Here is a 25484-nt window from a genome sequence, read left to right as displayed (position 1 = left end):
TGGACGAACTTGTTGCCGGGGACGAAAAACAAGGCTACAATTGAGGTCTTCGCTGGTCACCTCGGCGAAGAAATTGTTTGGGAAACAACGACTTACGCGCCTAGTAAACGTCTCGTCTCCCGCTCCACTTTTGAAAAAGGGAAGCTCACGCTTCCCTTTTTTTTGAAGACCACGGCGCGTTAGCAAAGCGGTTATGCAGCGGATTGCAAATCCGTTTAGCTCGGTTCGACTCCGGGACGCGCCTCCAATCTTTCTCACTTTCGCTTCTTCGCTTCACCGGCCTCGATGGTGAAATCGGTAGACACAGCGGACTTAAAATCCGCGGCCCTTCACAAGGCGTGCCGGTTCGAGTCCGGCTCGAGGCACCAGCCGCCCCATGGCGTGGCGGCGACATTCGGGTCGCGAGATTCGAGGTCACAATAGGGGCCATCTGGCACCGGCCGGGAACATCATGTCCAACTACGACGCCCCCTTCGAAATCCACGTCCATGGCGACGTGCCGCTCAGAGCCGACGTCAGCTACGAGCAATTGCAGGACGCGCTCGCGCCACTGTGGAAGTACGCGGGCGCCAAGTCGCTGGCCGATGCCGCGGAAAGCGCCTACGAGGAAGAGCCCGGCATCCGTTTCGATGCGCAGGAACACCTGCTCACGTTGTGCTGGACGGTCGCGGGCGACGAAGACTTCCGCCAGTCGCTAGACGAGATGTGCATGAGCCTCAACGAGCTCGCCGAGCAGGGCGCCGCCATCGAAGTCACGTTCTACGACGCCGAGTTCGACGAGGAGGAGGCCCCGCCCGAGGACGACTCGCGCGACGACTTCCTTATGCTCTTCGTCGGTCCCACGCCGGCCGCGATCATGCAGGTGCAGCGCGACCTCCTGGTCGAGGATGTGGTCCACCTCATGGAGCGCCACTTCGACGCGTCCGAGCTCAATGGCGTCGTCGCCGAAGTCGACAAGCTGTTCGCCCAGCGCTTCGACGCGCTGGTCAGTTCGCTGGAGCTGGGCAAGCCCCCGCGCGGCGGCGGCAACGGCGGCTCGGGCGGCAGCGGCGGCCACGGCGGACGCCGGCCCCGGCATCTGCATTGACCTGAAGTAGCATCGGCCTCGAGGAGAGGTCGATGGCACTGTTTTCTTCCGAAGCGCTGAACCCCGGCGTGCGCAAGCGCGAGGTGTTCGGCTGGGCGATGTACGACTTCGCCAACTCGGGCTACACCACGGTCGTCATCACGGCGGTGTTCGCGGCGTACTTCGTCGGGGGCATCGCACAGAAGGCGGCCTGGGCGACGTTCGCCTGGACCGCGGCGCTGTCCGCGTCCTATGCCATCGTCATGCTCACGATGCCGAGCATCGGCGCCTACGCGGACCTGCGTGCGGCGAAGAAGCGCCTGCTCGCCATCTTCACCGTCGGGTGCGTGCTGTCGACTGCAGCGCTCGCTTTCGCCGGGCCGGGGAGCGTCGCGCTCGCGGTGCTTCTCGTCATCGTCTCCAACACCTTCTTCACCTACGGCGAGTCGCTGACCGCCGCCTTCCTGCCCGAACTCGCGAAGCCGGATGCCATGGGCAAGGTGAGCGGCTGGGGGTGGAGCTTCGGCTACTTCGGCGGCATGCTCGCGCTCGGCATCTGCCTGGGCTACGTCATCTGGGCGCAAGGGCAGGGCGTGCCGGCGAGTACGTTCGTCCCAGTGACCATGGTCATCACGGCGGTGATCTACGGCGCGGCGTCGCTCGCCACCTTCGCGCTGCTGAAGGAGCGCGCGAAGCCCGCGGCATCCGTCGCGCAGGAGGGGGGCTTGAGCGCATCGCTCGCACGCCTGCGCGCGACCTTCGCGCAGGCGCGGCGCTACCGCGATTTCATGTGGCTGCTGGCGTGCGCGGTCTTCTACCAGGGCGGCGTGGCGGTGGCGATCACGCTGGCCGCGATCTACGCGGAGAGCGTGATCGGTTTCAAGCAGCAGGAAACGATGGTGCTGATTTTCGTGCTGAACCTCGCGGCCGCGGGCGGCGCGTTCGCGTGGGGCTACCTTCAGGACCGCATCGGACACAAGCTCGCGCTGGGCAGCACGCTCGTGGGCTGGATCCTCACTTGCGTCATCGCCGCGCTCTCGACGACGAAGGGCCAGTTCTGGTGGGCGGCCGCCATCGCGGGGCTGTGCATGGGTTCGTCGCAGTCCGCGGGGCGCGCGATGGCGGGCCTGTTCGCACCGCCGAAGCAGCTGGCCGAGTTCTACGGGCTGTGGACCTTCGCGATTCGCCTGGCATCGATCATCGGTCCGCTGACCTACGGTGCGATCACCTGGGCGACCGGCGGCAACCAGCGCATCGCGATCATCTCGACGACGGTGTTGTTCGTGGCGGGGCTCGTGCTGCTCACGCGCGTGAACGTGGCGCGTGGGCGTGCGGCGGCCTTGTCATAGGCCTTCAAGCGTCCAGCCAGCGCTGCGCTGCCGCGGCGAGATGATCGTCGGAGCCCGTCGTGAGCAGCGTGCATCCGCCGCGCCCCGGCGCCGGCCGCAGCAGTCCGGCGGCATCCAGCATGCGGCGCGTCTGCCGCGCGACGGGCTCGCCGGTCTCGACCAGGCGAACGTCCGCACCCACCAGCGACTGCAGCACATCACGCGCGAACGGGTAGTGCGTGCAGCCGAGCACGAGCGTGTCGATCTCGCCCTCGCCTGAACCGAAGGTCCCCGCTTCACGCACGTACTTCTCGCACAGATCGCGCACCGCTTCCCGATCATGGGCCTCGATCGCCGCCGCCAGACCATCGCAGGGCTGCAGCACGAATTGCGCAAGATGCTGCAATGAATCGCGCAGCGTTGCCACGCGTTGACTGTTGATCGTGCCGCGTGTCGCGAACACGGCCACCTTGCCGGTCAACGTCAGCACCGAAGCCGGCTTCAACGCCGGCTCCACGCCCACGATGGGCAGCTTCGGATGCGCTTCGCGCAGCAGGTGAATGCCCGCCGCCGTCGCGGTGTTGCACGCGACCACGAGCGCCTTGATGCGATGCGCCTCGAGCAACTCGTCGAGGATCGCGCGCGAGCGCTCCGTCACGAACGGGTCGCCTTTTTCGCCGTAGGGCGCGTGGCCGGTGTCCGCGAAGTACACGAAATGCTCGCGCGGCAACTCGGCGCGCAGCGCCCGGAGCACGCTCAGGCCGCCGACACCGCTGTCGAACACGCCGATCGGGTCTTGCGCAGACATGGCGAGACTGTAGCTCGACCGCTGCGGCCGGACAGTAGGACGGTTACGCCACCGCCAGCGGAATCTTCTTGAACTCGCCGGTGGCGATGCGCTTGCTCCACTCGGCGGGGCCGGTGTTGTGGACGCTGACGCCCGTGGCATCGACCGCCACCGTCACCGGCATGTCGACCACGTCGAATTCGTAGATCGCCTCCATGCCCAGGTCCTCGAAGCCGAGGACGCGCGAGGTCTTGATGGCCTTCGACACGAGGTAGGCCGCGCCGCCCACGGCCATGAGGTACACCGCCTTGTGCTTGCGGATTTCCTCGATGGCCTCCGGCCCGCGCTCCGACTTGCCCACCATGCCGATGAGGCCGGTCTTCTCGAGCATCATGCCGGTGAACTTGTCCATGCGCGTGGCGGTGGTGGGACCCGCGGGGCCGACCGCTTCGTCGCGCACCGGATCGACCGGGCCGACGTAGTAGATCACGCGGTTGGTGAAGTCCACGGGCAGCTTCTCTCCCTTGGCCAGCATGTCCTGGATGCGCTTGTGCGCGGCGTCGCGGCCGGTGAGCATCTTGCCGTTGAGCAGCAGCGTCTCGCCCGACTTCCAGGTGGCGATCTCTTCCTTCGTGAGCGTGTCGAGATTCACGCGGCGGCTCTTCTGCGTGTCGGGCATCCAGTCGATCTTCGGCCACACGTCGAGCGAGGGCGGATCGATGTACGAGGGGCCGGACCCGTCGAGCGTGAAATGCGCGTGGCGCGTCGCGGCGCAGTTGGGGATCATCGCGACCGGCTTGCCGGCGGCGTGCGTGGGGTACATGGCGATCTTCACGTCGAGCACGGTCGTGAGGCCGCCGAGGCCTTGCGCGCCGATGCCGAGCGCATTGACCTTGTCGAAGATCTCGAGGCGCAACTCCTCGACCTGCGTGAGCTTCTCCTTGCGCGCGGCCTTGGCCTGCAGCTCGTACATGTCGAGGTCGTCCATCAGCGACTCCTTCGCGAGTAGCATGGCCTTCTCGGCCGTGCCGCCGATGCCGATGCCCAGCATGCCCGGCGGGCACCAGCCCGCGCCCATCGTCGGCACGGTCTTGAGCACCCAGTCCACCACGGAGTCGCTCGGGTTGAGCATGACCAGCTTGCTCTTGTTCTCGCTGCCGCCGCCCTTGGCCGCGACGGTCACATCGACCTTGTTGCCGGGCACGAGCTGCACGTTGATGACGGCGGGCGTGTTGTCCTGGGTGTTCTTGCGCGCGAACTGAGGATCGGCGACGACCGAGGCGCGCAGCATGTTGTCGGCGTTGTTGTAGCCGCGGCGCACGCCTTCGTTGACGGCGTCCTCGAAGCTGCCGGAAAAGCCATCGAAGCGCACGTCCATGCCGACCTTGAGGAACACGTTGACGATGCCGGTGTCCTGGCAGATCGGGCGGTGACCCGTCGCGCTCATCTTGCTGTTGGTGAGGATCTGCGCGATCGCGTCCTTCGCGGCGGGGCTCTGTTCGCGCTCGTAGGCGCGCGCCATGTGCGCGATGAAATCGGGGGTGTGGTAGTAGCTGATGTACTGCAGCGCGGCTGAGATGGATTCGATCAGGTCGGCGGCTTTGATCGTTGTGGACATGGTTCGGACAACGGTGATGAAGGGGCTTGCCTTCATTATCCCAGACGCTGTTGAGCCCCTTCCGCCACGCTTCGGCTTCACTTGGGACGCTTAGGGCAACGCTGCTGAAAGCTGTGCACCTGTACAAAATCAGCACAAAACCGCGCAGCCGTTTGACGCTACGGTGGAGCTACGGCCAGAATGGCTGCTTCACGTGCGTGCCTATCTGCCAGCAAGTCGTCACGCATCTTGCGCAACAACAAGACAGGGAGGAGTCTGATGGTCTCGTCGAGATTTTGGGAGTATTACGCGGTCCGCTACTTCGTTGGAACGGTCATCGGCGCGATAGCAATCGTTGCCTTCAACGAGTACTCGATGTCGCCCCTCAAGGGCCAGATACTCCCCACGCTTTCCAGCTTCAAAGAGGCAGGGGCAGAACATCTCGTCGTCCTTGCAGCTTTGGGCTTGGCGTACTGCTATGTCGCCAGCGCTCCTATTCTGGCTGCGCACGCTTTGCGAGGACAGTTGGACCTTGCCAGCAATAAGGGCCTGCTTACGTCCTTGGTGCCAGTGGCCGTTGCCTTCGTTGTGCTTGCTGGTGCAGGCCACCTCGCTTTAAGTGTGCCGCTGTGGGGCGCAAAGTTTTGGGCCATGGTGATCGTCGCGTTCGTCTTGTCATTCCAAGTTGTCCTTTTCATGCAAGCGCTGTTCAGCGGATTCCATCGGGTGTCTGACTACTACTCAAGGCTGGCGGAAGCTAGGGCGGGCGCCAGCAAGACAGTCGGTGAGTATGTCGAGTCCTACCGACACCTGCGAGAGCATGGCAACGCGTTTGGGATCGTCCTTCTAGAGATATGCCTTGCAACTGCATGCATCGCTGCGCCGTCAGTGCAATGGCTGTCAGTCCTGCTGGTGCTCTGGATACTGCCGGCGACGGGAGTGTGGTTGATCGGAACCGTGCTGGAAGCCCGAGTTTCGAAAGTGCCGACCACGCCTTGAGATTCGCCGGTCCGTCGCAGAGCCAACAAATAGTTGTGGTCTTGCCCCCGTATCCCCGGACACGCTCTAGTCGCAATTTAGCGGGCCGCCTTGCAATCAGCGCAGCAAATCTGGGGCTAGACTCATCGATATGCCGCCATCGTCCGAGTTCATCTGCACAAGGTGCGAGCGCTTTAACACCGGAGAAAGAGCGTCTTGCTACGGCTGCGGCACCGATCGTTATGCGTCGCCAGTGGGAAAGGTGACGCGCCGATCACCTGCGATGGTCAAGGCTTCAGCGGCGGTTGCGGCGCTGAGCCGACTAGAAGGCACGGTGAAGTTTTACAACCTTCAGAAAGGTTATGGGTTCATCACAACGCCTGGCTCGCAGGATTACTGGTTCGCCGGTGATCAGATCAAAGGCACATACAAGGCGCTGATCTCGGGCGACGGTGTCTCGTTTCGGCATGGCGTGAACGAACGTGGGCAGCTTCGCGCGCTGGACATCGAGGTCGTGAAGAGAACCAGCCCGAACATTCAAACATCGGCACAGCCGCTTGGAGGACTCGCCGCTGGAGCCGCCGTTGGTGCCCTGCTCGGACCCGTCGGGGCTGTTGTTGGTGGGCTGCTTGGTGCGGTAGTAGGCAGCATGACGAACGAGAAGACCAGCACTTGCCTTCGGTGCAATGGCACGGGGTATGCAACAGGCGAGGGCGAGGGAAGAACTGGCTACAGGTGTGGTGGCTGCGGCCATCGCTGGACTAAGCTGACCTGACTGGCGGCAAGTCCTGGCCGCCGCCGCGACCACTTCGAACTTGTTGGCGACTAGCCAAGCGAATCTGAGTTCGAATGCCACGCTGCTGCACGCCATGTGCACGCTGCGCAACATGTTGGCGGAAGTCGCTGGCTCCGACGCTTCCGCCAAGCTCAGATTTAGCTGATGTATTGGAGGGTGGCGGTGACGGATTCGACGAGGTCGTCGTAGCGGATGGCGGTCGGCATGAGAGAAGGACAGGTGGTTTACGGCTGGGGTGAATTATCCCAGAGGCGGTCCGGTCCTCCCCTACCTGATGTCGAATGCACAACATTCGCTGTAGAATCTACAGCAATGATCAACGCGGCCACGATGTCGGAGCTACTCGGTGGTCCGTCGCGCTTCAAGGCGTTGCGGTGTCTGTACGAGCAACCGGAGCGAGCGTTTGGCACCCGCGAACTGGCAGCGGAGGCGGGGGTCGATCCGGGCAATGTGTCCCGCTGGCTTCGCCGGTGGAGCGAGGTCGGGCTGGTGAAGCGCAGGGAGGAGCGTGGTGCGCCTGTTTTTCAGGCGTCGGACGACGTCTCGCTTGTGCCTCTGGCACAGTTGCTTCAACAAAGCAGTCGAATGAGCGAGGTGCTCCGCGTGCAGGTCGACGCACTCGGCGACCAGATTTCGGCGGCGGCGATCTTCGGTTCCGCTGCGAGCGGAACGACGCACGCGGAAAGCGATGTGGACCTGTTGCTGCTGACGTCGCTTCCCCGGCTGAAGGCGCAGGCGCATTTCAAGGCAGCCGGCCGCGAGTTGGGCAGGCCGGTGAACGTCGTTGTGTACACGGCTCGAGCATGGCATCGAGCACTTGCGGACCGGAATCCGTTCGTGATGGACGTCATGTCCAAGCCCGTCGTCTTGATCAAGGGAGCATTGGGTGCTGCAGAAACCTGAGGACTTCATACGAAGCGGGAGCAGGGTGTTCCGCAAGGCGCCCGTCAATACTGGCGCGATTCAGGGCTGGATTCGAATCGCCGAGGGAAAAGCTGCCGATGCCCATCGCACCGCCAATTCGGCGACGACTCGCCTGGGGGCTGCCTATGACAGCGTGTTGAATCTAGGTTTGGCCGTACTGTGCAAGGAAGGGTGGCGCTGCACGTCTGCGGAGGGTCATCATGCGCAGGCCCTGGAGGCGGCATGCGCCTACGCCGGCATTTCCGTCGGCCTTGCCGACGAGGTCGATGCCATGCGCGATCTGCGGAACGGGCAGTATCAGGGTGTCGAACCGACGCAGCCCGACGTCGAATACGCGCTGAAGGTCATGGGCCGTGTGGTGCCCGAGTTCTTGAATTTCCTGAAAGCCTGACGGAAGGCTGCGAATAAAAGTTCAGACCCCTTCTTCGTCGAAGTAGTCACTGTCCAATTTCGGAATCTTGACCGCTTGAGATGTCACGCCGACTTCGTGGTCGATCATCAACTCGGCCAGACGTACGCCATCGATCAAGACGATTCCGTCCACGGACCTTGCAAATTCGGCGGCGTGTGCCGTGAATGCAGAGGTCGTGATGAAAACGCCCTTTCTTGCCTTCTGACCCGCGAGCGCGCCGTAGAAAGCTTGCAGGTCTGGGCGACCGACCGACGACTGCCACCTCTTGGCTTGCACGTACACCTTTTCAAGGCCGAGCTTGTCGAGTGAAATGATTCCATCGATGCCGGCATCGCCACTGCCTCCGACCTGCTGGAGGTCCGATCGACTTCCACCGTACCCCATTCTGTGCAGAAGGTCCAACACGATGGTCTCGAAGAAGCCGGGGCTGACGTGCCCCAGGACCTCCAGTAGTTCGGATGCTGCGGACTGTCTCAGTTCGGTAAGGGCCTGACTCAATCGATCATCCGGACTGATCATTGCGGATGGCGGTGCCGCAGGAGGTGGGGCAGGATCGGGGCCAACTGTGCTGAACGAACTTTCCGGCTTGAGCTTCACGCTCAGGAAACCCAAGGCCAGCTTCTCGATAAGTTCAGTATTGAACGGGGCAGGGTGTTGCATCGCAAAGGCGATACCTTCGTCAGTAGCCTTCCACCACCCCCGCTTCGGACTGCTCGAAAGTCCGGCTCTTTTCAGGCGGTCATGTGCCCACCCAGCCCGATTCTTGTAGACAAGCTGTCCATTGCTTTGAAGCTGCTGCTCGCGATCCTCGGGCGTCAAGCCGAGACTCGAAGCTGCCGACTCGTGCGCGGCCTTTGCATCGGCTCCCTGAGGATGTTTGACGAGAAAGCGGAGTATGGGCTCGATGAAATTGTCGTAGGTAGGGACAGGCATCACCGCGAAGTATCGAAGAAATTGCGCCTCATGAAAACTCCCAGGACGCTCCCAAGTTCATAAGCAGATGAACCGCCTCGGAGAACTTGTGCTCAAACGCCATCCGGTGGAAAACCGACGCTGTGTCGTACACAGCGGGTACGGCCGGATGAGCGACCAGAAGCTGTTGAGGTCCCTTCCGCGTGCGGTGCGAACGCCGGAAAGCGCCACGGACCCGGCCGATGCGACCGGCCCGCCGCCTTGAAGGCTCACCCCATGCAAGTGAGGCCTTTCACTTGTGGTACTTGGCGAAGCTCAGGTCGAACCGGTCGGCGTTCATGACCTTGGTCCAGGCGGCGACGAAGTCCTTCACGAACTTCTGCTCGCCGCCCTTCTGGGCATACACCTCGCACACCGCGCGCAGTTCGGAATTGGAGCCGAAGATCAGGTCGGCCCGGGTGGCGCGCCAGACTTCCTTGCCGCCCTTGCGGTCGGTGGCCACGTACTCGGCGTCGCTGTCGTCGGTGGCCTTCCAGACATGGGTCATGTCCAGCAGGTTGACGAAGAAGTCGTTGGTGAGCTGGCCCGAACGCTTGGTCAGGTGGCCGTGGCCCCGCTCGCCGTGGTTGGCGCCCAGCACCCGCAGGCCGCCGACCAGCACGGTCATCTCGGGCACCGACAGGCCCAGCAGGCTGGCCTTGTCGAGCATCATCTCCTCGACCTTCACCACCAACTTCTTCTTCCCCACGTAGTTGCGGAAGGCATCGGCCTCGGGCTCCATCACGGCGAAGCTCTCGACGTCGGTCTGCTCCTGGGTCGCGTCGCCGCGGCCCCCTGTGAAGGGCACGGGGCAGGACCCGCCGCCGTCCTCGATGGCCTTCTCCAGCGCCACCACGCCGCCGAGGACGATCGCGTCGGCCAGGCTCATGGAGCCGCGCAGGCCGTTGAGCGCGTCGACCACCTTCTTGATCACCGCGGGCTCGTTGACGTCCCAGTCCTTCTGCGGCGCGAGCGCCACGCGCGCGCCGTTGGCGCCGCCACGGAAGTCGGACTTGCGGAAGGTCGAGGCCGAGGCCCAGGCGGTCTTGATCAACTGGCCGACCGTGAGGCCGCTGGCCGCGATCCTCTTCTTGACCGCGGCCACGTCGGCGTCGGAGGGCATCTTGCCGGCCGGGATCGGGTCCTGCCAGATCAGGTCTTCCTTCGGCACCTCGGGGCCGAGGTAGCGCACCTTGGGACCCATGTCGCGGTGGGTCAGCTTGAACCAGGCCCGCGCGAAGGCGTCCTTGAAGGCCGCGTGGTCCTTGCGGAACTTCTCGGAGATCTTGCGGTAGGCCGGATCGCGCTTGAGCTGCATGTCGGCCGTGGTCATCATGGTCGGGACCTTCCTGGACGGGTCCCAGGCCGCCGGCGCCATGTCTTCCGGCTTGGGGTTGATCGGTTGCCACTGGTGGGCGCCGGCCGGCGACTTGACCAGCTCATAGTCGTAATCGAGCAGCAGGCGGAAGTAGTTTTCACTCCACTTGTCGGGCGTGTTGGTCCAGGCGCCTTCGATGCCGCTGGTGACCGTGTGCTCGCCAATGCCGCCATGGGCCTGGTTGGAGACCCAGCCGAAACCCTGCGCAGCCAGGTTGCCGCCCGCGGGCGCCACGCCCAGCGTGGAGGCATCGCCGTTGCCGTGCGCCTTGCCGAAGGTGTGGCCGCCGGCGGTGAGCGCCACGGTCTCCTCGTCATCCATCGCCATGCGCTTGAAGGTTTCCTTCATGTCGCGCGCCATGCCGGCGTCGTCGTGCGGGTTGCCCTGCGGGCCTTCCGGGTTGACGTAGATCAGGCCCATCTGGATCGCGGCGAGGGGGCCCTGGATCTCGTGCATGCCGTGCTCGGGCGAGATGCGGGTCTGCACGCCCTGGTTGACCCACTTGTCCTCGGCGCCCCAGTAGATGTCGCGTTCCGGCTCGAACACGTCGGGGCGGCCGCCGCCGAAGCCGAAGATGGGCCCGCCCATGTCCTCGATCGCCACGTTGCCGGCCAGGATGAACAGGTCGGCCCAGCTGATGTTCTGGCCGTACTTCTGCTTGATGGGCCACAGCAGGCGGCGTGCCTTGTCGAGGTTGCCGTTGTCGGGCCAGCTATCGAGCGGCGCGAAGCGCTGCTGCCCGCTGTTGGCGCCGCCGCGGCCGTCGGCGGTGCGGTAGGTGCCGGCCGCGTGCCAGGCCATGCGGATGAAGAAGGGCCCGTAGTGGCCGTAGTCGGCCGGCCACCAGGGCTGGCTGTCGGTCATGAGCGCCTTGAGATCGGCCTTCAGGGCCTTGTAGTCCAGCTTGGTGAAGGCTTCGGCGTAGTCGAACTCGGTGCCCAGCGGGTTGCTGGGCCCGTTGGGATTGAGGATCTCGGTAGCCAGCATTTCGGGCCACCAATCCTTGTTGGTGCGTCCGAGCAGCGAGCGCGATTCGCCGTGCCCCATGGGGCAGGCGCCGGCAGGTGTCTTGGTCGAAGCGTCCATTCTGTCTCTCCTTGATTGGGGTGTCGGGCTGCGGGCGCAATGCTGCGCGTGCCCTGAATTGAAGGATCATGCGCCGCGAAAGCCCTCTGCGCATCAGGATTCTTCATGCGCGACATTGGAGCTGCCTATACATGGTCCCGCGGATGAAGGCCGCAGCCTGCAGAACTGTCCGGGGCCCGGAATCACGTCGTGGAAGCAGGATCCAGGAAGCGCGCCAGGGATTGCTCCAGGTCGCCCAGGTCGGACGGGTTGCCGAAGGTGCGCCGGGCATCCTCGAAGACCAGGCGCGCGTGCCGCGCCAAGGTGGCGCGGCGATCGCCGCGCGGCTCGCAGGAGGCCACGGCGACCAGCACCTCCATCATGCGAATCAACACCGCCGGGCTGCCGGCGGCATTCTGGCGGATCATGTGGAACATCGCGTCCGTGAGGCCGTCGTAATCCACCGCGGGGACGACGAGGTAGACGTTCTTCTCTCCCGGCCACACGCCATTGGGCAAGTTCCGGCCGACGATGTCGCACAGGGATGAGCCCAGCCTGTCGAGCACGCTGATCGCGGTGTGCGGATCGTTGATGCCGGGCGACAGCGCCCGCACCGCCACTTCGACCAGCTGGCGGACCGAGTACTCCAGGTCGGATGAACTGATGCGCTCGCGCCCGAGGGCCGTGGCCTGTCGGACGGCCTCGCTCGCGTCTTCTCCGGCGGACTTGCTGTCGTTCGCCTTGATCAGGGCAATCGGGGCGCCCGGGAAGACATAGCTGCCAGGGCGGACCAGGAGCCTGATCGACGTCGCATGCGCGGCAGCCCAGTCCGACAGCGCCGACTCGTCCAGGTGCTGCAGGTATCCGCGTCGCGGGTCGGTGATGGGGGTTGCATCCGCCCAGAAAGCCTCGGCTGGCGCAGGCGATTGGGGTTCCTGGGTGGTCAGCCTCTGGATGGCGGATCTGACATCCTCGCTCACCAGTTCGATCACCGTGTCCACGTTGATCCGGTTGGCCATGTGCCCCACGAAGTACACGAGCATTCCGACGCAGGCGAAGGCCAGCAGGATGCCGACGGACAACGCAAGGTGCGGAACGAAGCTGCCTTCGTCATGCGTCCGGACGCTACGCAAGACCACCAGCGCGTAGGAAAAGGTGGCCAGGAAGGCGCCGAGCGTCAGCTGGTTGCCGCGATCGTGGGTGAAGTTGCGCAGCAGCCGGGGGCCCATCTGGCCGGCGGCAAGCGTCAGCGCCGCGATGGTGATCGAGAACACCGTCCCCGCCACACCGATGGCCGATGCCGCCACCGCACCGAGCAAGGTGCGCGCGCCGGTGCCTCCGCCGTCATAGAGCCAGGCCCTCTGGAGCAGGGCTTCGGGCAGGAGGCCGCGCTTGTCGACTTCGATCAGGCCGATCGCGCAGAGGATGGCGGCGCACACCATGATCCCGGGAAGGATCCAGAAGGCATCGACCGCATATCCCCAGGCCTTGTACAGCGTCTTCCTCAGCACGCAACGACTCCCCTGATTCCGGGACAAGCGACTTCGGCGGCGCGCGAACGCCGGGCAGATGTGCGGAGTCGTCGCTTCGTTGCCCGTCGCGACATCCGCCACCCGCCTTCAGTCGAAAATCTCGCCCAGCCAGGATTTGCGCTTCTTGTAGTACCCGCCCTGATGCGAGCGGCCGTAGTCGGAGTCGACGAAGTCAGGCCGGCGCTGGGGCGCGCTCTGCGGAGGCGGCTGCACCTGGTTCACCGGAGCGGCGGCGCGCTCGATCAGCTTGTCGAGTTCACCCCGGTCCAGCCACACACCGCGGCACTGAGGGCAATAGTCGATCTCGATGCCCTGGCGTTCGGACATGACGAGAGTGGCTTCGGCGCAATGAGGGCATTTCATGGCGGGTTCGACTTGCCGATGCCCCCACAGTTCCCTTCGGGCCTTCGGGCCTGCGGGGCGCGCCGCTCACCACCGGGGTCGCGGCCGGTCGCGCGGCGGCAGTTCGCCCTGCAAAACGCGGTTGTACGCAGCCATCGACTCCGCCGAGAGATCGCGCAGGTCGATCCTGAGATCGAGGTGCCCGGCGTCGAGATCGAAGGCGAAGTGTCGCTCGCCCGCGATCGCTTCTTCGCCCAGGGCGGCGCGCACCCCGCGATCCTCGAGTCGAAGCGCCACCGTCACCTGCGCACCGGCGCGTTCCACGATCCACGCACGATACGTGGGCCCGCGCTCGCCCCTCGAGCCGACGAGTGCGATCGGGGGGCGCAGCGGAGCCGCGATCTTCAGAAGGCGGTCGACGTATCTGGAAATCTGCGCGGGCTGGGCAGGCGCGTGCCGGAGCGCATCGGGTGGAGGTGGGACCAGGTAGCGTTCGACTTCCCGTGCGAGCTCGGTCGGCAGTGCCGTTGAGGCAACGATCCGGCGCAGGACAGGGGAAGGGAGGAGGGGGTTTCCGTGGATCGGATCCATCGTTGTGCGTATTGAAGGATGAGATCCGATAACGCAATCCGCGTGCCGCGCCTGCGCATGCAAGACGCTCGTCTCGCGACCCGCCGGCCTGGTCCGCAGGCGGCCGGCCGCGAATCAATCCTCCAGCAACCAGCCCCGCGCTTCCTCTTCGTCTACGAACACCTGCAATTGCATCCCCTCCGCCCGCGCCGCCCGCTCCGAATTCCCGGTGCGCTTGTCCGAAGGCACCACGGACGCCATGCGCTCGAGATGCGCCATCTGCTTCGCCACATGCCGCCCCAGCGCGGTCTGCCCTTCGCCGTCGGGCACCGATTCCACGAGGCTCAGGTCGACGAGCAGACGGCGCAGGCCGCGCTCGCGCGTGGTCTGCGCAACCTCATCCACGAGGCTCAGCAGATCGTCGAGCGAGGGCGCGCCCTTCACCCGCACCCAGAGATGCGTGCCGAAGTCGCGTTGCAGCAGGATGAGGCTCATTGCCGCGTAGCTTAAGCGAAGCGCCCGCGCCATAGGGCCACGGCGGTGCGCATTGGTGTTACGGTGGATTCACCGGGCCCGTCGCCCCTGCGCGCTCGCCCACCTCAACTCGACCGTCACGCACCATGTCCACCCGCATCGAACACGACACCTTCGGCCCCGTCAAGGTGCCGGCAGAGCGCCTCTGGGGCGCCCAGACACAGCGCTCGCTCGCCAACTTCGACATCTCCGGCGAACGCCAGCCGCGCGAAATCGTCCGAGCCCTCGTCCAGATCAAGCGCTCGTCGGCCGTCGTGAACCACCTGCTCGGCCTGCTCGACCAGCAGAAGGCCGCGGCCATCGTGGCGGCGGCCGACGAGGTGCTGGCGGGACAGCACGTGGACGAGTTTCCGCTCGTGGTGTGGCAGACCGGATCGGGCACGCAGACGAACATGAACGTGAACGAAGTGCTGGCCAATCGCGCGAGCGAGCTGCTGGGCGGCCAGCGTGGCGAAGGGCGCAAGGTCCACCCCAACGACGACGTGAACAAGAGCCAGTCGTCCAACGACGTCTATCCCGCGGCAATGCACATCGCCGCAGTCGAGGGAATCAGGAACAAGCTCATGCCCTCGCTCGCGCGCCTGCGCGGCACGCTCGCGGCGAAGTCCGCCGACTTCAAGGACATCGTGAAGATCGGCCGCACGCATCTGCAGGATGCGACGCCGCTCACGCTGGGGCAGGAGTTCTCGGGGTACGTGGCCCAGCTGGAGCAGGCCGACCGGCACCTGCACGCGTCGCTGCCGCACTTGTGCGAACTCGCGCTCGGGGGCACGGCCGTGGGAACGGGACTGAACGCGCCGAAGGGCTACGCCGAGCAGGTGGCCGCGGAGCTCGCGCGGCTCACCGGCCTGCCACTCGTGACGGCGAACAACAAGTTCGAGGTGATGGCCGCGGCCGACGCGCTGGTGCATGCGCATGGCGCGCTGAAGACGCTGGCGGCCAGCCTGATGAAGATCGCGAACGACGTGCGGTGGCTCGCGAGCGGACCGCGCAGCGGCCTGGGCGAGATCTCCATTCCCGAGAACGAGCCGGGCTCGTCGATCATGCCCGGCAAGGTGAATCCCACGCAGAGCGAGGCGGTGACGATGCTGTGCTGCCAGGTCTTCGGCAACGACGTTGCCATCAACTTCGGCGGGGCCTCGGGCAACTTCGAGCTGAACGTGTTTCGCCCGATGATCGCGCACAACTTCATGCAGAGCGTGCGCCTGCTGGCTGACGGCATGAAGAGTTTCAACGACCACTGCGCCGTGGGCATCGAGCCGAACCGCGAGCGTATCGCGGAGCTGGTCTCACGCTCGCTGATGCTCGTGACCGCGCTCAACCCGCACATCGGCTACGACAAGTCCGCGCAGATCGCGAAGAAGGCGCACAAGGAAGGGACGAGCCTGCGCGAGGCGGCGCTCGCGCTGGGCCACGTGACGGGGGAGCAGTTCGATGCGTGGGTGAGGGCGGACGGGATGGTTTAGGCGGCGGCGCGTCCGACCGCCAGGCAGTCCTGAAAGCGCTGCATCTCTTCCGCACCGGCGACGTGCTGGAGCGCCCGACGCAACAGATCGTGAGCCTGCGCAGGCGTTCTTTCGAGCAGCAGGTGGTGCAAGGGGGCGTCCGAAGGCGCACGGCTGTCGGGCGCGAGATGTCGGATCCGATCGGCCAGTCGCTTGTCCATCCCGGGAAATGCGTTCAGGAGTTCCTGAAAGCCCTCGACCTTCAGGAAGGCGAGCACGCTCCTGCGAGTCAGGGGAACTTCCTCCCTGCCGTCCTCCCGCGGGCGCGCCGGCGCCGCATTCGCGCCGCCTCCTGCCACGCTTTCGCTCGCCCGCTGCAGCAGTGCGACGGCATCCTCGCGCCGACGGCCCGCGAGCAGGTCGTGCAGGTTGTCGGCGAGCGGTCGTGCAGGTTCCGACGATGCCTGAAGCTTCACTTCCGCGACGATCGCTCGCTCGAATTCCCTGCTGCCCGAAAATTGCCGGTCGAGCCCCATGTCCTCCAGGACGCCGCCGATGTCGGCGTGCCGCAAGACATAGTCGCCCTGCGTCCTCGGAAGCGTGAGCAGCTCGCTTGTCAGGGCGAGGTCCTCGATGGACCAATCCTGGATCAGCGCCATGGCCGCAGTCACTTCCTCGTCCGTCGTGCTGTGGTTGAGGAGATTCTGCAGCCGTTCGCCCTTGGCGATGTGGTCGCGTTCCTTCGCGGCGAATGCGTCCAGCAGCAACTGCGCATCGCTCGGCGGCACCGGCTCGGGCTCCGGCGCGCCTCGATCCGGCGCCTGCGCCCTCGGTTGCTCGGGGCGAGACGGCGTTCCGGGAAACTGGAGCGGCGCCGGGCGGGCGGGTTGGATGTTTGCCATGTGCGTTCGTGCGATCTCGAATCGTCGAACTCTCTCGCACGCGGAGCGCGCCGGCAATCAGACGAGCGTCTCCGGTGCGCCCTCCCTTGCCCTTGACGCCCGCTCCCGCGTCATGACCGACGGCCGCTGAGGAGAGTGCCTCAGTGCTTGGCGCTTCCCGACGCCGACATGAGCTTGTCGGTGTAGGCGATGGCCATGGCCGAGAGCAGGAAGGTGATGTGGATGGCCGTCTGCGCGATGAGCACGCGGTCGGTGTAGTTGTCCGCGTTGATGAAGGTCTTCAGCAGGTGGATCGACGAGATCCCGATGATGGCGGTGGCCAGCTTCACCTTCAGCACCGACGCGTTGACGTGACTGAGCCACTCCGGTTGGTCGCGGTGGCCTTGCAGGCCCATGCGGCTCACGAAGGTTTCGTAGCCGCCCACGATCACCATGATCAGCAGGTTGGAGATCATGACCACGTCGATGAGCGCCAGCACCACCAGCATGATGATGGTTTCGTTCAGCGCCGTGACCGGACCCGTGGGCTTGTAGCCGATGCTCGCGATCAGCTGCTGCAGCGCCGCCTGGCTTCCTGCCGCCGCCTCGATCAGGTGCCACAGCTCCAGGAGAAAGTGGACCACGTAGACGGCCTGCGCCGCGATGAGGCCCAGGTACAGCGGCAGCTGCAGCCAGCGGCTCGCGAAAATCAGGTTGGGCAGGGGGCGCAGCGGCGAGCCGCGGGCGACGCCGGGTTGTTCTTGCATGGGAAGGTCTGAAAAAGACGAAGACTGCTCGGGAGGGCCATTGTAGATTCGAGCCCGGACCGGGTTAAATTTGCAAGATTGGCGTCAGTCAGTGGCTCGTCAGTTGCGCCGCCGACATTACCGCCGACATTTCGCCGCGTTCACCTTTCGGAGACAGAACATGAGTGCCATCGAGTCGGTCCTGGTCGAAAACCGCGTCTTTCCCCCGTCCGAAGCCGCCGTGAAAGGCGCGCGCATCTCGGGCATGAAAGCCTACGTGGCCCTGTGCGCCGAAGCCGACCGGGACTTCGAAGGCTTCTGGGCCCGCCTCGCCCGCGAGAACGTCGTGTGGACGAAACCGTTCACGAAGACGCTCGACGAGAGCAACGCGCCCTTCTACAAGTGGTTCGAGGACGGCGAGCTCAATGCCTCCGCGAACTGCCTGGACAAGCACCTGGGCACCCCGGTCGAGAACAAGACCGCGATCGTCTTCGAAGCCGATGACGGCGCCGTGACGAAGGTCACCTACCGCGAACTCCTCTCCCGGGTGAGCCAGTTCGCCAACGCGCTCAAGGCGCAGGGCATCAAGAAGGGCGACCGCGTGGTCGTCTACATGCCGATGACGGTGGAGGGCGTGATCGCCATGCAGGCCTGCGCGCGCATCGGCGCGACGCACAGCGTGGTGTTCGGCGGCTTCTCGGCCAAGAGCCTGCAGGAGCGCATCATCGACGCCGGCGCGGTGGCGGTCATCACCGCCAACTTCCAGATGCGCGGCGGCAAGGAGATGGGGCTGAAGTCGATCGTCGACGAGGCGCTCGCCATGGGCGGCTGCGAGTCGATCAGGAGCGTGCTGGTCTACATGCGCACGGCGACGGCCTGCAACATGGTCGCCGGCCGCGACAAGTCCTTCGACGAAGTGCTGAAAGGCCAGTCGAGCGAATGCGCGCCGGAGCCGGTGGGCGCGGAGCACCCGCTCTTCATCCTCTACACCTCGGGCTCCACGGGCAAGCCCAAGGGCGTGCAGCATTCGACCGGCGGCTACCTGCTGTGGGCGAACCTCACGATGCAGTGGACCTTCGACATCCGGCCCGAAGACGTGTTCTGGTGTACCGCCGACATCGGCTGGGTGACGGGCCACACCTACGTGGCCTACGGCCCGCTCGCCGCGGGCGCGACGCAGGTCATCTTCGAAGGCGTGCCGGTGTATCCGCACGCGGGCCGCTTCTGGCAGACCATCGAGAAGCACAAGGTCACGGTGTTCTACACCGCGCCCACCGCGATCCGCTCGCTGATCAAGGCATCGGAGACCGACGCGAAGGTGCATCCGAAGAACTGGGACCTGACGTCGCTGCGCATCCTGGGCACGGTCGGCGAGCCGATCAACCCCGAGGCGTGGATGTGGTACCACCGGAACGTGGGCGGCGAGCGCTGCCCCATCGTCGACACCTTCTGGCAGACCGAGACCGGCGGCCACATGATCACGCCGCTGCCGGGCGCCACGCCCACGGTGCCGGGCTCCTGCACCCTGCCGCTGCCGGGCATCATGGCCGCCATCGTCGACGAGACGGGGCACGACATGCCCAACGGCGCCGGCGGCATGCTCGTCGTGAAGCGGCCGTGGCCCTCGATGATCCGCACGATCTGGGGCGACCCCGAGCGCTTCAAGAAGAGTTATTTCCCGCCGGAGATGGGCGGCAAGCTGTACCTCGCCGGCGACGGCGCGGTGCGCGATGCGAAGACCGCCTATTTCCGCATCACGGGCCGCATCGACGACGTGCTGAACGTGTCGGGCCACCGGCTCGGCACGATGGAGATCGAGTCGGCGCTGGTGTCGAAGACCGACCTCGTGGCCGAAGCGGCGGTGGTGGGCCGCCCCGACGACCTGACGGGCGAGGCGATCTGTGCCTTCGTCGTGCTCAAGCGCTCGCGCCCGACGGGCGAGGAGGCGAAGAAGATCGCCGACGAACTGCGGGCCTGGGTGGGCAAGGAGATCGGCCCCATCGCCAAGCCCCGGGACATCCGCTTCGGCGACAACCTGCCCAAGACGCGCAGCGGCAAGATCATGCGGCGACTCCTGCGCGGCATCGCGAAGGGGGAGGCGCTGACGCAGGACACGTCGACGCTGGAAAACCCTGCGATCCTCGAACAACTGGCGCAGACGAACTAAGCCCGGACAAAAAAAAAGCCCGCACTGCTGCGGGCTTCGTGGGGCTGCCGGTGGAGCTACTTCTGCCCCAGCACCCACGCCGCGAGCTTCTTCGCGTCCGCATCGTTGAGCTGCGGGTTGGCCGGCATGGGGATGGGGCCCCAGACGCCCGAGCCGCCCTTGATCATCTTGGCCGCCAGCTTGTCGGCCGCGTCCTTCTGGCCGGCGTACTTGGTGGCGACTTCCTTGTACGAGGGGCCGACGAGCTTCTTGTCGACCGCGTGGCAGGACATGCAGTTCCTGGCCTTCGCCAGGTCCGCGTCCGCCAGGGCGGGCAAGGAGACCGCTGCCAGGGCCGCGAGCACGAACATCGCTCGTTTCATCATCATTCCTCGATCATTGCGGTTGCGTTACATTCTTCAACGTCATTGTACGGACGCGGGTTGACCGCGAACCTGACGCCCGGCCAATCCCTGGAGACCCGAACGTGCTATTTCTTCTCATCGGCATCGTCCTGCTCGCGCTCAAGCTGCTCGAGTTCGGTCCGGTCGCGCTGTGGCCCTGGTACGTCGTGCTGGCCCCGTTCGGCCTGGCCGCGGCGTGGTGGGCCTGGGCCGATATGTCGGGGTACACCAAGAAAAAAGCCGTGAAGCGCGAGAACGAGCGCAAGCAGGCCCGCATCGACAAGAGCCGCGAGGCGATGGGGATGGGGCCGAAGAAGAGGAAATAGCCCCACGCTCCTCCGATGGGGCTGTTTCGCCCCGGGGCGGCCCGGCGGCGAAACGCGGGCGTGCCTCTAGTAGTTGTCCAGCACCGCGCCCTTGCTCGCGCTGGCCGCATTGAACGCGAACTTCGCCTGTACGCCGCGGGTGTAGCGGGGCTTCGGGGCGGTCCACGCCGCGCGCCGCTTCGCGATCTCGGCCTCGGGCACGTTGAGTTCGAGCACGAGCTGGTGCGCGTCGATGGTGATCGAATCGCCCTCGTTCACGAACGCGATCGTGCCGCCCGCTGCCGCTTCCGGCGCGACGTGGCCGACCACCATGCCCCAGGTGCCGCCGGAGAAACGGCCGTCGGTGATGAGTCCGACGCTTTCGCCCAAGCCGGCGCCGATCAGCGCGCCGGTCGGCGCGAGCATCTCGGGCATGCCCGGGCCGCCCTTGGGACCGAGATAGCGCAGCACCATCACGTCGCCGGCCTTGATCTTGCCGGCGAGGATCGCCGCCAGCGCCGACTGCTCGTCGTCGAACACGCGCGCCGGCCCGGTGATGACGGGGTTCTTCAGGCCGGTGATCTTCGCGACGGCGCCTTCGGGCGACAGGTTGCCCTTGAGGATGGCGAGGTGGCCTTCCTTGTACATCGGGTCCGAAATGGGACGGATCACGTCCTGGTCCTTGCGCGGCTCGTCGGGCACGTCCTTCAGGACCTCGGCGATGGTCTGGCCGGTGATCGTGATGCAGTCGCCGTGCAGCAGGCCGGCATTCAGCAGCATCTTCATCACCTGCGGAATGCCGCCCGCGCGGTGCAGGTCGACGGCGAGGTACTTGCCGCTCGGCTTCAGGTCGCACAGCACCGGCGTGCGCTTGCGGACGCGCTCGAAGTCGTCGATGGTCCACTCGACCTCGGCCGCATGCGCGATGGCGAGGAAGTGCAGCACCGCGTTGGTCGAGCCGCCGGTGGCCATGATCACCGCGACGGCGTTCTCGATCGCCTTGCGCGTGACGATGTCGCGGGGCTTGATGTCTTTTCGGATCGCCTCGACCAGCACGCGGGCGGATTCCTTGGCGGAATTCATCTTCTCGTCGTGCGGGTTCGCCATGGTCGAGGAGTAGGGCAGCGAGATGCCGAGCGCCTCGAACGCGGACGACATCGTGTTGGCCGTGTACATGCCGCCGCAGGAGCCCGTGCCGGGGATCGCGTTCTGCTCGATGTTCTTCAGCTCCGCGTCGTCGATCTTGCCGGCGGCGTTCTGGCCCACGGCTTCGAACACGCTCACGATGTTCAGGTCCTCGCCTTTCCACTTGCCCGGCAGGATGGTGCCGCCGTAGACGTAGATCGCGGGCACGTTCGCGCGCAGCATGCCCATGAGGCCGCCGGGCATGTTCTTGTCGCAGCCGCCGACCACGACCACGCCGTCCATCCACTGGCCCTGCACGCAGGTCTCGATGCAGTCGGAAATGACTTCGCGGCTCACCAGCGAATACTTCATGCCCTCCGTGCCCATGGCCATGCCGTCGGAGATGGTGGGCGTGCCGAAGATCTGCGGGTTGCCGCCGGCCTCCTCGATGCCCTTCACCGCGGCGTCGGCGAGCTTCTGCAGGCCGCTGTTGCACGGCGTGATGGTGCTGTGGCCGTTGGCCACGCCCACCATCGGCTTGCCGAAGTCGGTCTCCTTGTAGCCCATGCCGTAGTACATGGAGCGGTTGGGCGCGCGGGACTTGCCCTCGGTGATGTTGGCGCTGCGCAGCGGGATGATTTTCTTGTCCATGGCGCAGAAGTATTGCACGAGCGCGGCCGTGGGGTCTCCCGGCCCCCGGCATGCGCCAGAATCCGCATCCATGGCCTTGAACTATCCCCAGATCGATCCGGTCGCGCTCCAGATCGGACCCCTCGCGATTCATTGGTACGGCCTCACGTACCTCGCGGCCTTCGGGCTCTTCCTGCTGCTCGCGCATCTGCGCCTGAAGCACCCGCCTTATTCGCGGATGACGGGCGCCGCCGCCTGGACGCGCAAGGACGTGGAAGACATGCTGTTCTACGGCGTGCTCGGCACGGTCGTGGGGGGGCGCATCGGCTACTGCCTGTTCTACAAGCCGGAGTACTACCTTGCGAATCCGCTGCAGATTTTCTACATCTGGCAGGGCGGGATGAGCTTCCATGGCGGCATGCTCGGGGTGATCGCGTCGCAGTGGGTCTTTGCGAGGATGCGCGCCAAGTCCGCGTGGGAGGTGCTCGATTTCGTTGCGCCCTGCGTGCCGACGGGCCTCGCGGCCGGGCGCGTGGGCAATTTCATCAACGGCGAGCTGTGGGGCCGCCAGGCCGACCCGTCGCTGCCGTGGGCGATGATCTTTCCGCAAAGCGGCTCGATGATCCCGCGGCACCCCTCGCAGGTCTACCAGTTCCTGCTCGAAGGCCTGCTGCTGTTCGTGATCCTGTGGCTGTACGCGCGGAAGGAGCGCAAGCGGGCGGAGGTGTCCGCCGTGTTCCTCCTCGGCTACGGCACCTTCCGCTTCATCGCCGAGTACTTCCGCGAACCCGACAGCCACCTCGGCCTGCTGGCCTTCAACATGAGCATGGGACAGTGGCTGTGCGTGCCCATGATCCTGGGCGGCGCGGTGCTGTGGGCCTGGGCCGCGACGCGCAACGATCCGGCGTCGCGTCCCGCAACGAGGTAGAGCGCAGGGAGAAATCCCGATTCCACGACGCCCGCCAGCGGTTACGGTGGGCGCACTTCCCCAAAGGAGACAACAACATGAAGTCGAATGGTTTCACCCGCCGCGCCGTCCTGCGCGCGTCCGCCGCCGCCGGGGCGACCTCCGTCGCGCCGTTCGCCCGCGCGCAGGCCTGGCCCTCCAAGCCCGTCATGATCGTCGTGCCCTTTCCGGCAGGCGGCGGCACCGACGCATTCGGCCGCCCGCTTGCCGCGCAGTTCGCCAAGCAGACCGGCCGGCAGCTCGTCATCGACAACCGCGGCGGCGCCGGCGGCACGGTGGGCGCGAGCATCGCGGCCAAGCTGGCCCCCGACGGCTACAACCTGTTCATGGGCGCGGTCCACCACACGATCGCGCCTTCGATGTATCCGAAGCTCGACTACGACCTCGAAAAGGACCTGATCCCGATTTCGCTCGTGGCGATGGTGCCCCAGGTCGTGGTGGTGAACCCGCGCCGGATCGAGGCGGCGAACTTCAAGGACTTCCGCGCGCTCATGACGCGCAGCCCCGGCAAGTACAACTACGGCTCCGCCGGCAGCGGCACCTCGCACCACCTCGCGGGCGAGCTGTTCAAGCAGCAGACGAAGACCTTCATCACGCACATCCCGTACCGCGGGGCGGGGCCGGCGCTGCAGGACCTGATCGCGGGCAACGTCGACATGATGTTCGACGGGCTCGGTTCGTCGGCCGCGCACATCAAGGGCGGCCGCATCCGCGCGCTGATGGTCGCGGGCCAGAAGCGCAACCCGGCCTTGCCCGACGTGCCGTGCGCCGCCGAGGTCGGCCTGCCGCAGTACAACGTGACCACGTGGTACGGCGTGTGGGCGCCCCGGGGCACGCCCGCCGACCTGCAGGCGCGGGTCGCCGAGGAAATCCGCAAGGCGATCCAGACCGACGAGCTCAAGGCGATCTGGGCGAGCCAGGGCGCCGAATTCCCCAACTTCACGCAGCAGCAGTTCGCGAGCTTCATCCACGAAGAGATCCAGAAATGGGGCGGCGTGGTCAAGGCCTCCGGCGCGAAACTGGATTGATGAGCAACGAGAACCTTTTCGCGGCGCTGCGCGCCGCGTTTCCGTCCGACCTGTCGGCCGTCGCCATCGAGACCGACAACCACCTTCACTACCGCTGGGGCGATCTCGAGCGCGGCACGGCGATGCTCGCCAACCTGCTCGAGTCGCTCGCGTTGCCGGCGCAGTCGCGCATCGCGGTGCAGGTCGAAAAGTCGGTGGAGGCGGCGATGCTCTACCTCGCGACGCTGCGCGCGGGGCATGTGTTCCTGCCGCTCAACACGGCCTACCAGAAGGCCGAGATCGAATACTTCGTCGGCAACGCCGAGCCCGCGGTGGTCGTCTGCACGCCGAAGAACTTCGGCTGGGTGAGCAAGATCGCGTTCAAGTGCGGCACGCGCAACGTGTTCACGCTCGGCGACGACCGCACGGGGTCGCTCCTGGAGCGCGCGGCGCATTGCAGCGACGTGCATGCGGTGGTCGAGAGGAGGGAGGACGACCTCGCGGCCATCCTGTACACGAGCGGCACCACCGGGCGCAGCAAGGGCGCGATGCTCACGCACGGCAACCTGTTGTCGAACGCGCAGGTGCTCAAGGACTACTGGGGCTGGCAGCCCGGCGACGTGCTGATCCACGCGCTGCCGATCTTCCACGTGCATGGTCTCTTCGTCGCGCTGCACGGCGCGCTGCTCAATGGCAGCAAGATGATCTGGCTCGGGAAGTTCGACCCGAAGACGGTGATCGAGGCGATGCCGCGCGCCACCGTGTTCATGGGGGTGCCGACGCTCTATGTCCGCCTGCTGGCCGAGCCGACGCTCGATCGCGAGGCGGTCCGGAACATGCGTTTGTTCATTGCCGGCTCGGCGCCGCTGCTGGTCGAGACCTTCCGCGAATGGCAGGAGCGCACCGGGCACACGATCCTCGAGCGCTACGGCATGAGCGAGACGGCCATGCTCACCTCCAACCCGTATCGCGCGGAAGCCGGCGAGCGGCGCGGCGGCACGGTGGGCTTCCCCCTGCCGGGCGTCGGCCTGCGGGTGCGCGACGATGCGGGCCAGGCGGTCGCCACCGGCGAGATCGGAGGCATCGAGGTGCGCGGCCCCAACGTGTTCAAGGGCTACTGGCGCATGCCGGAGAAGACGAAGGACGAATTCACCGCGGACGGCTGGTTCAGGACGGGCGACGTCGGCAAGATCGACGAGCGCGGCTACGTCACGATCGTGGGTCGCAGCAAGGACCTCATCATCAGCGGCGGCTACAACGTCTACCCGGCCGAGATCGAGGGCTACATCAACGACATGCCCGGCGTCGCCGAGAGCGCGGTCGTCGGCGTGCCGCATCCGGACTTCGGCGAGGTCGGCGTGGCGGTTGTCATTGCGAAGCCAGGCACGCAGGTGGATGGCGACAAGATCGTCGGCGTGCTGAAGTCGCAGCTCGCGAACTTCAAGATTCCGAAACGCTGCTTCGTCGTCGACGAGCTGCCGCGCAATGCGATGGGCAAGGTGCAGAAGAACCTGCTGCGGGAGCAGCACAAGGGATTGTTCGACCTGCCGTGAGGGCACGGCGTGCCG

At 65.8% G+C, this 25484-nt stretch carries 25 protein-coding genes and 2 tRNA genes; 15 read left to right on the top strand and 12 right to left on the bottom strand.

The features are described 5' to 3' along the window. The 5 genes from AB7E83_RS22610 to AB7E83_RS22590 form a co-directional block, all read left to right on the top strand. Positions 1 to 183: hypothetical protein (locus tag AB7E83_RS22610; protein ID WP_428573081.1), on the top strand; the 183-nt coding region annotated here is incomplete at its 5' end. After that, positions 174 to 247 (top strand) — tRNA-Cys (locus AB7E83_RS22605). The genes AB7E83_RS22610 and AB7E83_RS22605, both read left to right, overlap by 10 nt. A 32-nt stretch (positions 248 to 279) precedes the next feature. Continuing rightward, a tRNA-Leu gene (locus AB7E83_RS22600) sits at positions 280 to 368 on the top strand. A gap of 83 nt (positions 369 to 451) precedes the next feature. Continuing rightward, complete coding sequence (locus AB7E83_RS22595; protein ID WP_428573080.1) at positions 452 to 1087, top strand: DUF6806 family protein; 636 nt, start codon at positions 452 to 454, stop codon at positions 1085 to 1087. 32 nt (positions 1088 to 1119) lie between these two features. Next, positions 1120 to 2415, top strand: coding sequence for an MFS transporter (locus AB7E83_RS22590; RefSeq protein ID WP_428573079.1), 1296 nt, complete (start codon positions 1120 to 1122; stop codon positions 2413 to 2415). Between the two features lie 4 nt (positions 2416 to 2419). Here AB7E83_RS22590 and murI read toward each other — a convergent pair whose 3' ends face one another. Together murI and AB7E83_RS22580 are read right to left on the bottom strand one after the other, a co-directional pair. Then, the gene (gene murI, locus AB7E83_RS22585; RefSeq protein ID WP_428573078.1) at positions 2420 to 3202 is read right to left on the bottom strand and encodes a glutamate racemase; all 783 of its coding nucleotides are present in this window, start codon (positions 3200 to 3202) and stop codon (positions 2420 to 2422) included. A 43-nt stretch (positions 3203 to 3245) separates the two neighbouring features. Then, positions 3246 to 4799, bottom strand: coding sequence for a fumarate hydratase (locus tag AB7E83_RS22580; RefSeq protein WP_428573077.1), 1554 nt, complete (start codon positions 4797 to 4799; stop codon positions 3246 to 3248). A gap of 258 nt (positions 4800 to 5057) precedes the next feature. Here AB7E83_RS22580 and AB7E83_RS22575 point away from each other — a divergent pair, with 258 nt between their 5' ends. From AB7E83_RS22575 to AB7E83_RS22560, 4 genes are all read left to right on the top strand, one after another. Beyond that, entirely contained in the window at positions 5058 to 5777 is a 720-nt protein-coding gene (locus AB7E83_RS22575) for a hypothetical protein (RefSeq protein ID WP_428573076.1), read from the top strand. A 313-nt stretch (positions 5778 to 6090) separates the two neighbouring features. Then, a complete protein-coding gene (locus AB7E83_RS22570) occupies positions 6091 to 6531 on the top strand; it encodes a cold-shock protein (protein ID WP_428573075.1) in 441 nt (146 codons plus the stop codon). Between the two features lie 333 nt (positions 6532 to 6864). Continuing rightward, positions 6865 to 7455: a MarR family transcriptional regulator gene (locus AB7E83_RS22565; RefSeq protein WP_428573074.1), complete on the top strand. Its 591-nt coding sequence runs from the start codon at positions 6865 to 6867 to the stop codon at positions 7453 to 7455. Beyond that, a complete protein-coding gene (locus tag AB7E83_RS22560) occupies positions 7439 to 7867 on the top strand; it encodes a hypothetical protein (RefSeq protein WP_428573073.1) in 429 nt (142 codons plus the stop codon). Before AB7E83_RS22565 ends, AB7E83_RS22560 begins: the two co-directional genes overlap by 17 nt. A 21-nt stretch (positions 7868 to 7888) precedes the next feature. Here the strand turns inward: AB7E83_RS22560 and AB7E83_RS22555 are convergent, their stop codons facing one another. From AB7E83_RS22555 to AB7E83_RS22530, 6 genes are all read right to left on the bottom strand, one after another. After that, the gene (locus tag AB7E83_RS22555) at positions 7889 to 8821 is read right to left on the bottom strand and encodes a restriction endonuclease (RefSeq protein ID WP_428573072.1); all 933 of its coding nucleotides are present in this window, start codon (positions 8819 to 8821) and stop codon (positions 7889 to 7891) included. 271 nt (positions 8822 to 9092) lie between these two features. Continuing rightward, positions 9093 to 11303, bottom strand: a complete 2211-nt coding sequence (gene katG, locus AB7E83_RS22550) for a catalase/peroxidase HPI (RefSeq protein WP_428573071.1) — start codon at positions 11301 to 11303, stop codon at positions 9093 to 9095. A gap of 182 nt (positions 11304 to 11485) precedes the next feature. Next, complete coding sequence (locus AB7E83_RS22545; protein ID WP_428573070.1) at positions 11486 to 12793, bottom strand: DUF2254 domain-containing protein; 1308 nt, start codon at positions 12791 to 12793, stop codon at positions 11486 to 11488. Positions 12794 to 12901: 108 nt separating this feature from the next. After that, the gene (locus AB7E83_RS22540; RefSeq protein WP_428573069.1) at positions 12902 to 13177 is read right to left on the bottom strand and encodes a zf-TFIIB domain-containing protein; all 276 of its coding nucleotides are present in this window, start codon (positions 13175 to 13177) and stop codon (positions 12902 to 12904) included. A 66-nt stretch (positions 13178 to 13243) separates the two neighbouring features. Further along, positions 13244 to 13747: a hypothetical protein gene (locus AB7E83_RS22535; RefSeq protein ID WP_428573068.1), complete on the bottom strand. Its 504-nt coding sequence runs from the start codon at positions 13745 to 13747 to the stop codon at positions 13244 to 13246. 114 nt (positions 13748 to 13861) lie between these two features. Continuing rightward, the gene (locus tag AB7E83_RS22530) at positions 13862 to 14221 is read right to left on the bottom strand and encodes an STAS/SEC14 domain-containing protein (protein ID WP_428573067.1); all 360 of its coding nucleotides are present in this window, start codon (positions 14219 to 14221) and stop codon (positions 13862 to 13864) included. A gap of 125 nt (positions 14222 to 14346) precedes the next feature. On the opposite strand from AB7E83_RS22530, the gene fumC reads away from it, so the two are divergent. Further along, the gene (gene fumC, locus AB7E83_RS22525) at positions 14347 to 15726 is read left to right on the top strand and encodes a class II fumarate hydratase (RefSeq protein WP_428573066.1); all 1380 of its coding nucleotides are present in this window, start codon (positions 14347 to 14349) and stop codon (positions 15724 to 15726) included. On the opposite strand, the gene AB7E83_RS22520 is transcribed toward fumC, so the two are convergent. Both AB7E83_RS22520 and AB7E83_RS22515 read right to left on the bottom strand, forming a co-directional pair. After that, positions 15723 to 16472 (bottom strand): hypothetical protein, encoded by a 750-nt coding sequence (locus tag AB7E83_RS22520; RefSeq protein WP_428573065.1) that lies wholly within the window; start codon positions 16470 to 16472, stop codon positions 15723 to 15725. The genes fumC and AB7E83_RS22520 overlap by 4 nt on opposite strands. Positions 16473 to 16747: 275 nt before the next feature. Next, on the bottom strand, positions 16748 to 17353 hold the full coding sequence (locus AB7E83_RS22515; RefSeq protein ID WP_428573064.1) for a YqhA family protein: 606 nt from the start codon (positions 17351 to 17353) through the stop codon (positions 16748 to 16750). Positions 17354 to 17513: 160 nt separating this feature from the next. Here AB7E83_RS22515 and acs point away from each other — a divergent pair, with 160 nt between their 5' ends. Continuing rightward, on the top strand, positions 17514 to 19499 hold the full coding sequence (gene acs / locus AB7E83_RS22510) for an acetate--CoA ligase (protein WP_428573063.1): 1986 nt from the start codon (positions 17514 to 17516) through the stop codon (positions 19497 to 19499). A gap of 56 nt (positions 19500 to 19555) precedes the next feature. On the opposite strand, the gene AB7E83_RS22505 is transcribed toward acs, so the two are convergent. After that, positions 19556 to 19861, bottom strand: coding sequence for a c-type cytochrome (locus tag AB7E83_RS22505; RefSeq protein WP_428573062.1), 306 nt, complete (start codon positions 19859 to 19861; stop codon positions 19556 to 19558). Positions 19862 to 19965: 104 nt separating this feature from the next. Between AB7E83_RS22505 and AB7E83_RS22500 the strand changes: the two genes are divergently transcribed. Next, positions 19966 to 20208 (top strand): TIGR04438 family Trp-rich protein, encoded by a 243-nt coding sequence (locus tag AB7E83_RS22500; protein ID WP_428573061.1) that lies wholly within the window; start codon positions 19966 to 19968, stop codon positions 20206 to 20208. 66 nt (positions 20209 to 20274) lie between these two features. Here AB7E83_RS22500 and ilvD read toward each other — a convergent pair whose 3' ends face one another. Further along, a complete protein-coding gene (ilvD, locus tag AB7E83_RS22495) occupies positions 20275 to 21963 on the bottom strand; it encodes a dihydroxy-acid dehydratase (RefSeq protein WP_428573060.1) in 1689 nt (562 codons plus the stop codon). A gap of 70 nt (positions 21964 to 22033) precedes the next feature. Here ilvD and lgt point away from each other — a divergent pair, with 70 nt between their 5' ends. From lgt to AB7E83_RS22480, 3 genes are all read left to right on the top strand, one after another. Then, positions 22034 to 22870: a prolipoprotein diacylglyceryl transferase gene (lgt, locus tag AB7E83_RS22490; RefSeq protein ID WP_428573059.1), complete on the top strand. Its 837-nt coding sequence runs from the start codon at positions 22034 to 22036 to the stop codon at positions 22868 to 22870. A 77-nt stretch (positions 22871 to 22947) separates the two neighbouring features. Further along, on the top strand, positions 22948 to 23937 hold the full coding sequence (locus AB7E83_RS22485) for a Bug family tripartite tricarboxylate transporter substrate binding protein (RefSeq protein WP_428573058.1): 990 nt from the start codon (positions 22948 to 22950) through the stop codon (positions 23935 to 23937). Then, the gene (locus tag AB7E83_RS22480) at positions 23937 to 25469 is read left to right on the top strand and encodes a malonate--CoA ligase (protein ID WP_428573057.1); all 1533 of its coding nucleotides are present in this window, start codon (positions 23937 to 23939) and stop codon (positions 25467 to 25469) included. The genes AB7E83_RS22485 and AB7E83_RS22480 overlap by 1 nt, the downstream gene beginning before the upstream one ends. Positions 25470 to 25484 lie beyond the last annotated feature (15 nt).

Source organism: Ramlibacter sp. (assembly GCF_050250995.1).
Taxonomy (GTDB): domain Bacteria; phylum Pseudomonadota; class Gammaproteobacteria; order Burkholderiales; family Burkholderiaceae_C; genus Ramlibacter.
Note: the sequence above shows the minus strand (reverse complement) of the source record. Positions and strands in the feature narration are given on the sequence as shown.

Excerpts from the sequence above, each read along its gene's own strand:
- ilvD (WP_428573060.1), bottom strand. The coding sequence starts at position 21,963 with ATGGACAAGAAAATCATCCCGCTGCGCAGCGCCAACATCACCGAGGGC.
- AB7E83_RS22515 (WP_428573064.1), bottom strand. The coding sequence starts at position 17,353 with ATGCAAGAACAACCCGGCGTCGCCCGCGGCTCGCCGCTGCGCCCCCTG.
- AB7E83_RS22555 (WP_428573072.1), bottom strand. The coding sequence starts at position 8,821 with ATGCCTGTCCCTACCTACGACAATTTCATCGAGCCCATACTCCGCTTT.
- AB7E83_RS22565 (WP_428573074.1), top strand. The coding sequence starts at position 6,865 with ATGATCAACGCGGCCACGATGTCGGAGCTACTCGGTGGTCCGTCGCGC.
- AB7E83_RS22535 (WP_428573068.1), bottom strand. The coding sequence starts at position 13,747 with ATGGATCCGATCCACGGAAACCCCCTCCTCCCTTCCCCTGTCCTGCGC.
- AB7E83_RS22580 (WP_428573077.1), bottom strand. The coding sequence starts at position 4,799 with ATGTCCACAACGATCAAAGCCGCCGACCTGATCGAATCCATCTCAGCC.
- lgt (WP_428573059.1), top strand. The coding sequence starts at position 22,034 with ATGGCCTTGAACTATCCCCAGATCGATCCGGTCGCGCTCCAGATCGGA.
- AB7E83_RS22530 (WP_428573067.1), bottom strand. The coding sequence starts at position 14,221 with ATGAGCCTCATCCTGCTGCAACGCGACTTCGGCACGCATCTCTGGGTG.
- fumC (WP_428573066.1), top strand. The coding sequence starts at position 14,347 with ATGTCCACCCGCATCGAACACGACACCTTCGGCCCCGTCAAGGTGCCG.
- murI (WP_428573078.1), bottom strand. The coding sequence starts at position 3,202 with ATGTCTGCGCAAGACCCGATCGGCGTGTTCGACAGCGGTGTCGGCGGC.
- katG (WP_428573071.1), bottom strand. The coding sequence starts at position 11,303 with ATGGACGCTTCGACCAAGACACCTGCCGGCGCCTGCCCCATGGGGCAC.
- AB7E83_RS22595 (WP_428573080.1), top strand. The coding sequence starts at position 452 with ATGTCCAACTACGACGCCCCCTTCGAAATCCACGTCCATGGCGACGTG.
- AB7E83_RS22540 (WP_428573069.1), bottom strand. The coding sequence starts at position 13,177 with ATGAAATGCCCTCATTGCGCCGAAGCCACTCTCGTCATGTCCGAACGC.
- AB7E83_RS22505 (WP_428573062.1), bottom strand. The coding sequence starts at position 19,861 with ATGAAACGAGCGATGTTCGTGCTCGCGGCCCTGGCAGCGGTCTCCTTG.
- AB7E83_RS22480 (WP_428573057.1), top strand. The coding sequence starts at position 23,937 with ATGAGCAACGAGAACCTTTTCGCGGCGCTGCGCGCCGCGTTTCCGTCC.
- AB7E83_RS22485 (WP_428573058.1), top strand. The coding sequence starts at position 22,948 with ATGAAGTCGAATGGTTTCACCCGCCGCGCCGTCCTGCGCGCGTCCGCC.
- AB7E83_RS22590 (WP_428573079.1), top strand. The coding sequence starts at position 1,120 with ATGGCACTGTTTTCTTCCGAAGCGCTGAACCCCGGCGTGCGCAAGCGC.
- AB7E83_RS22575 (WP_428573076.1), top strand. The coding sequence starts at position 5,058 with ATGGTCTCGTCGAGATTTTGGGAGTATTACGCGGTCCGCTACTTCGTT.
- acs (WP_428573063.1), top strand. The coding sequence starts at position 17,514 with ATGAGTGCCATCGAGTCGGTCCTGGTCGAAAACCGCGTCTTTCCCCCG.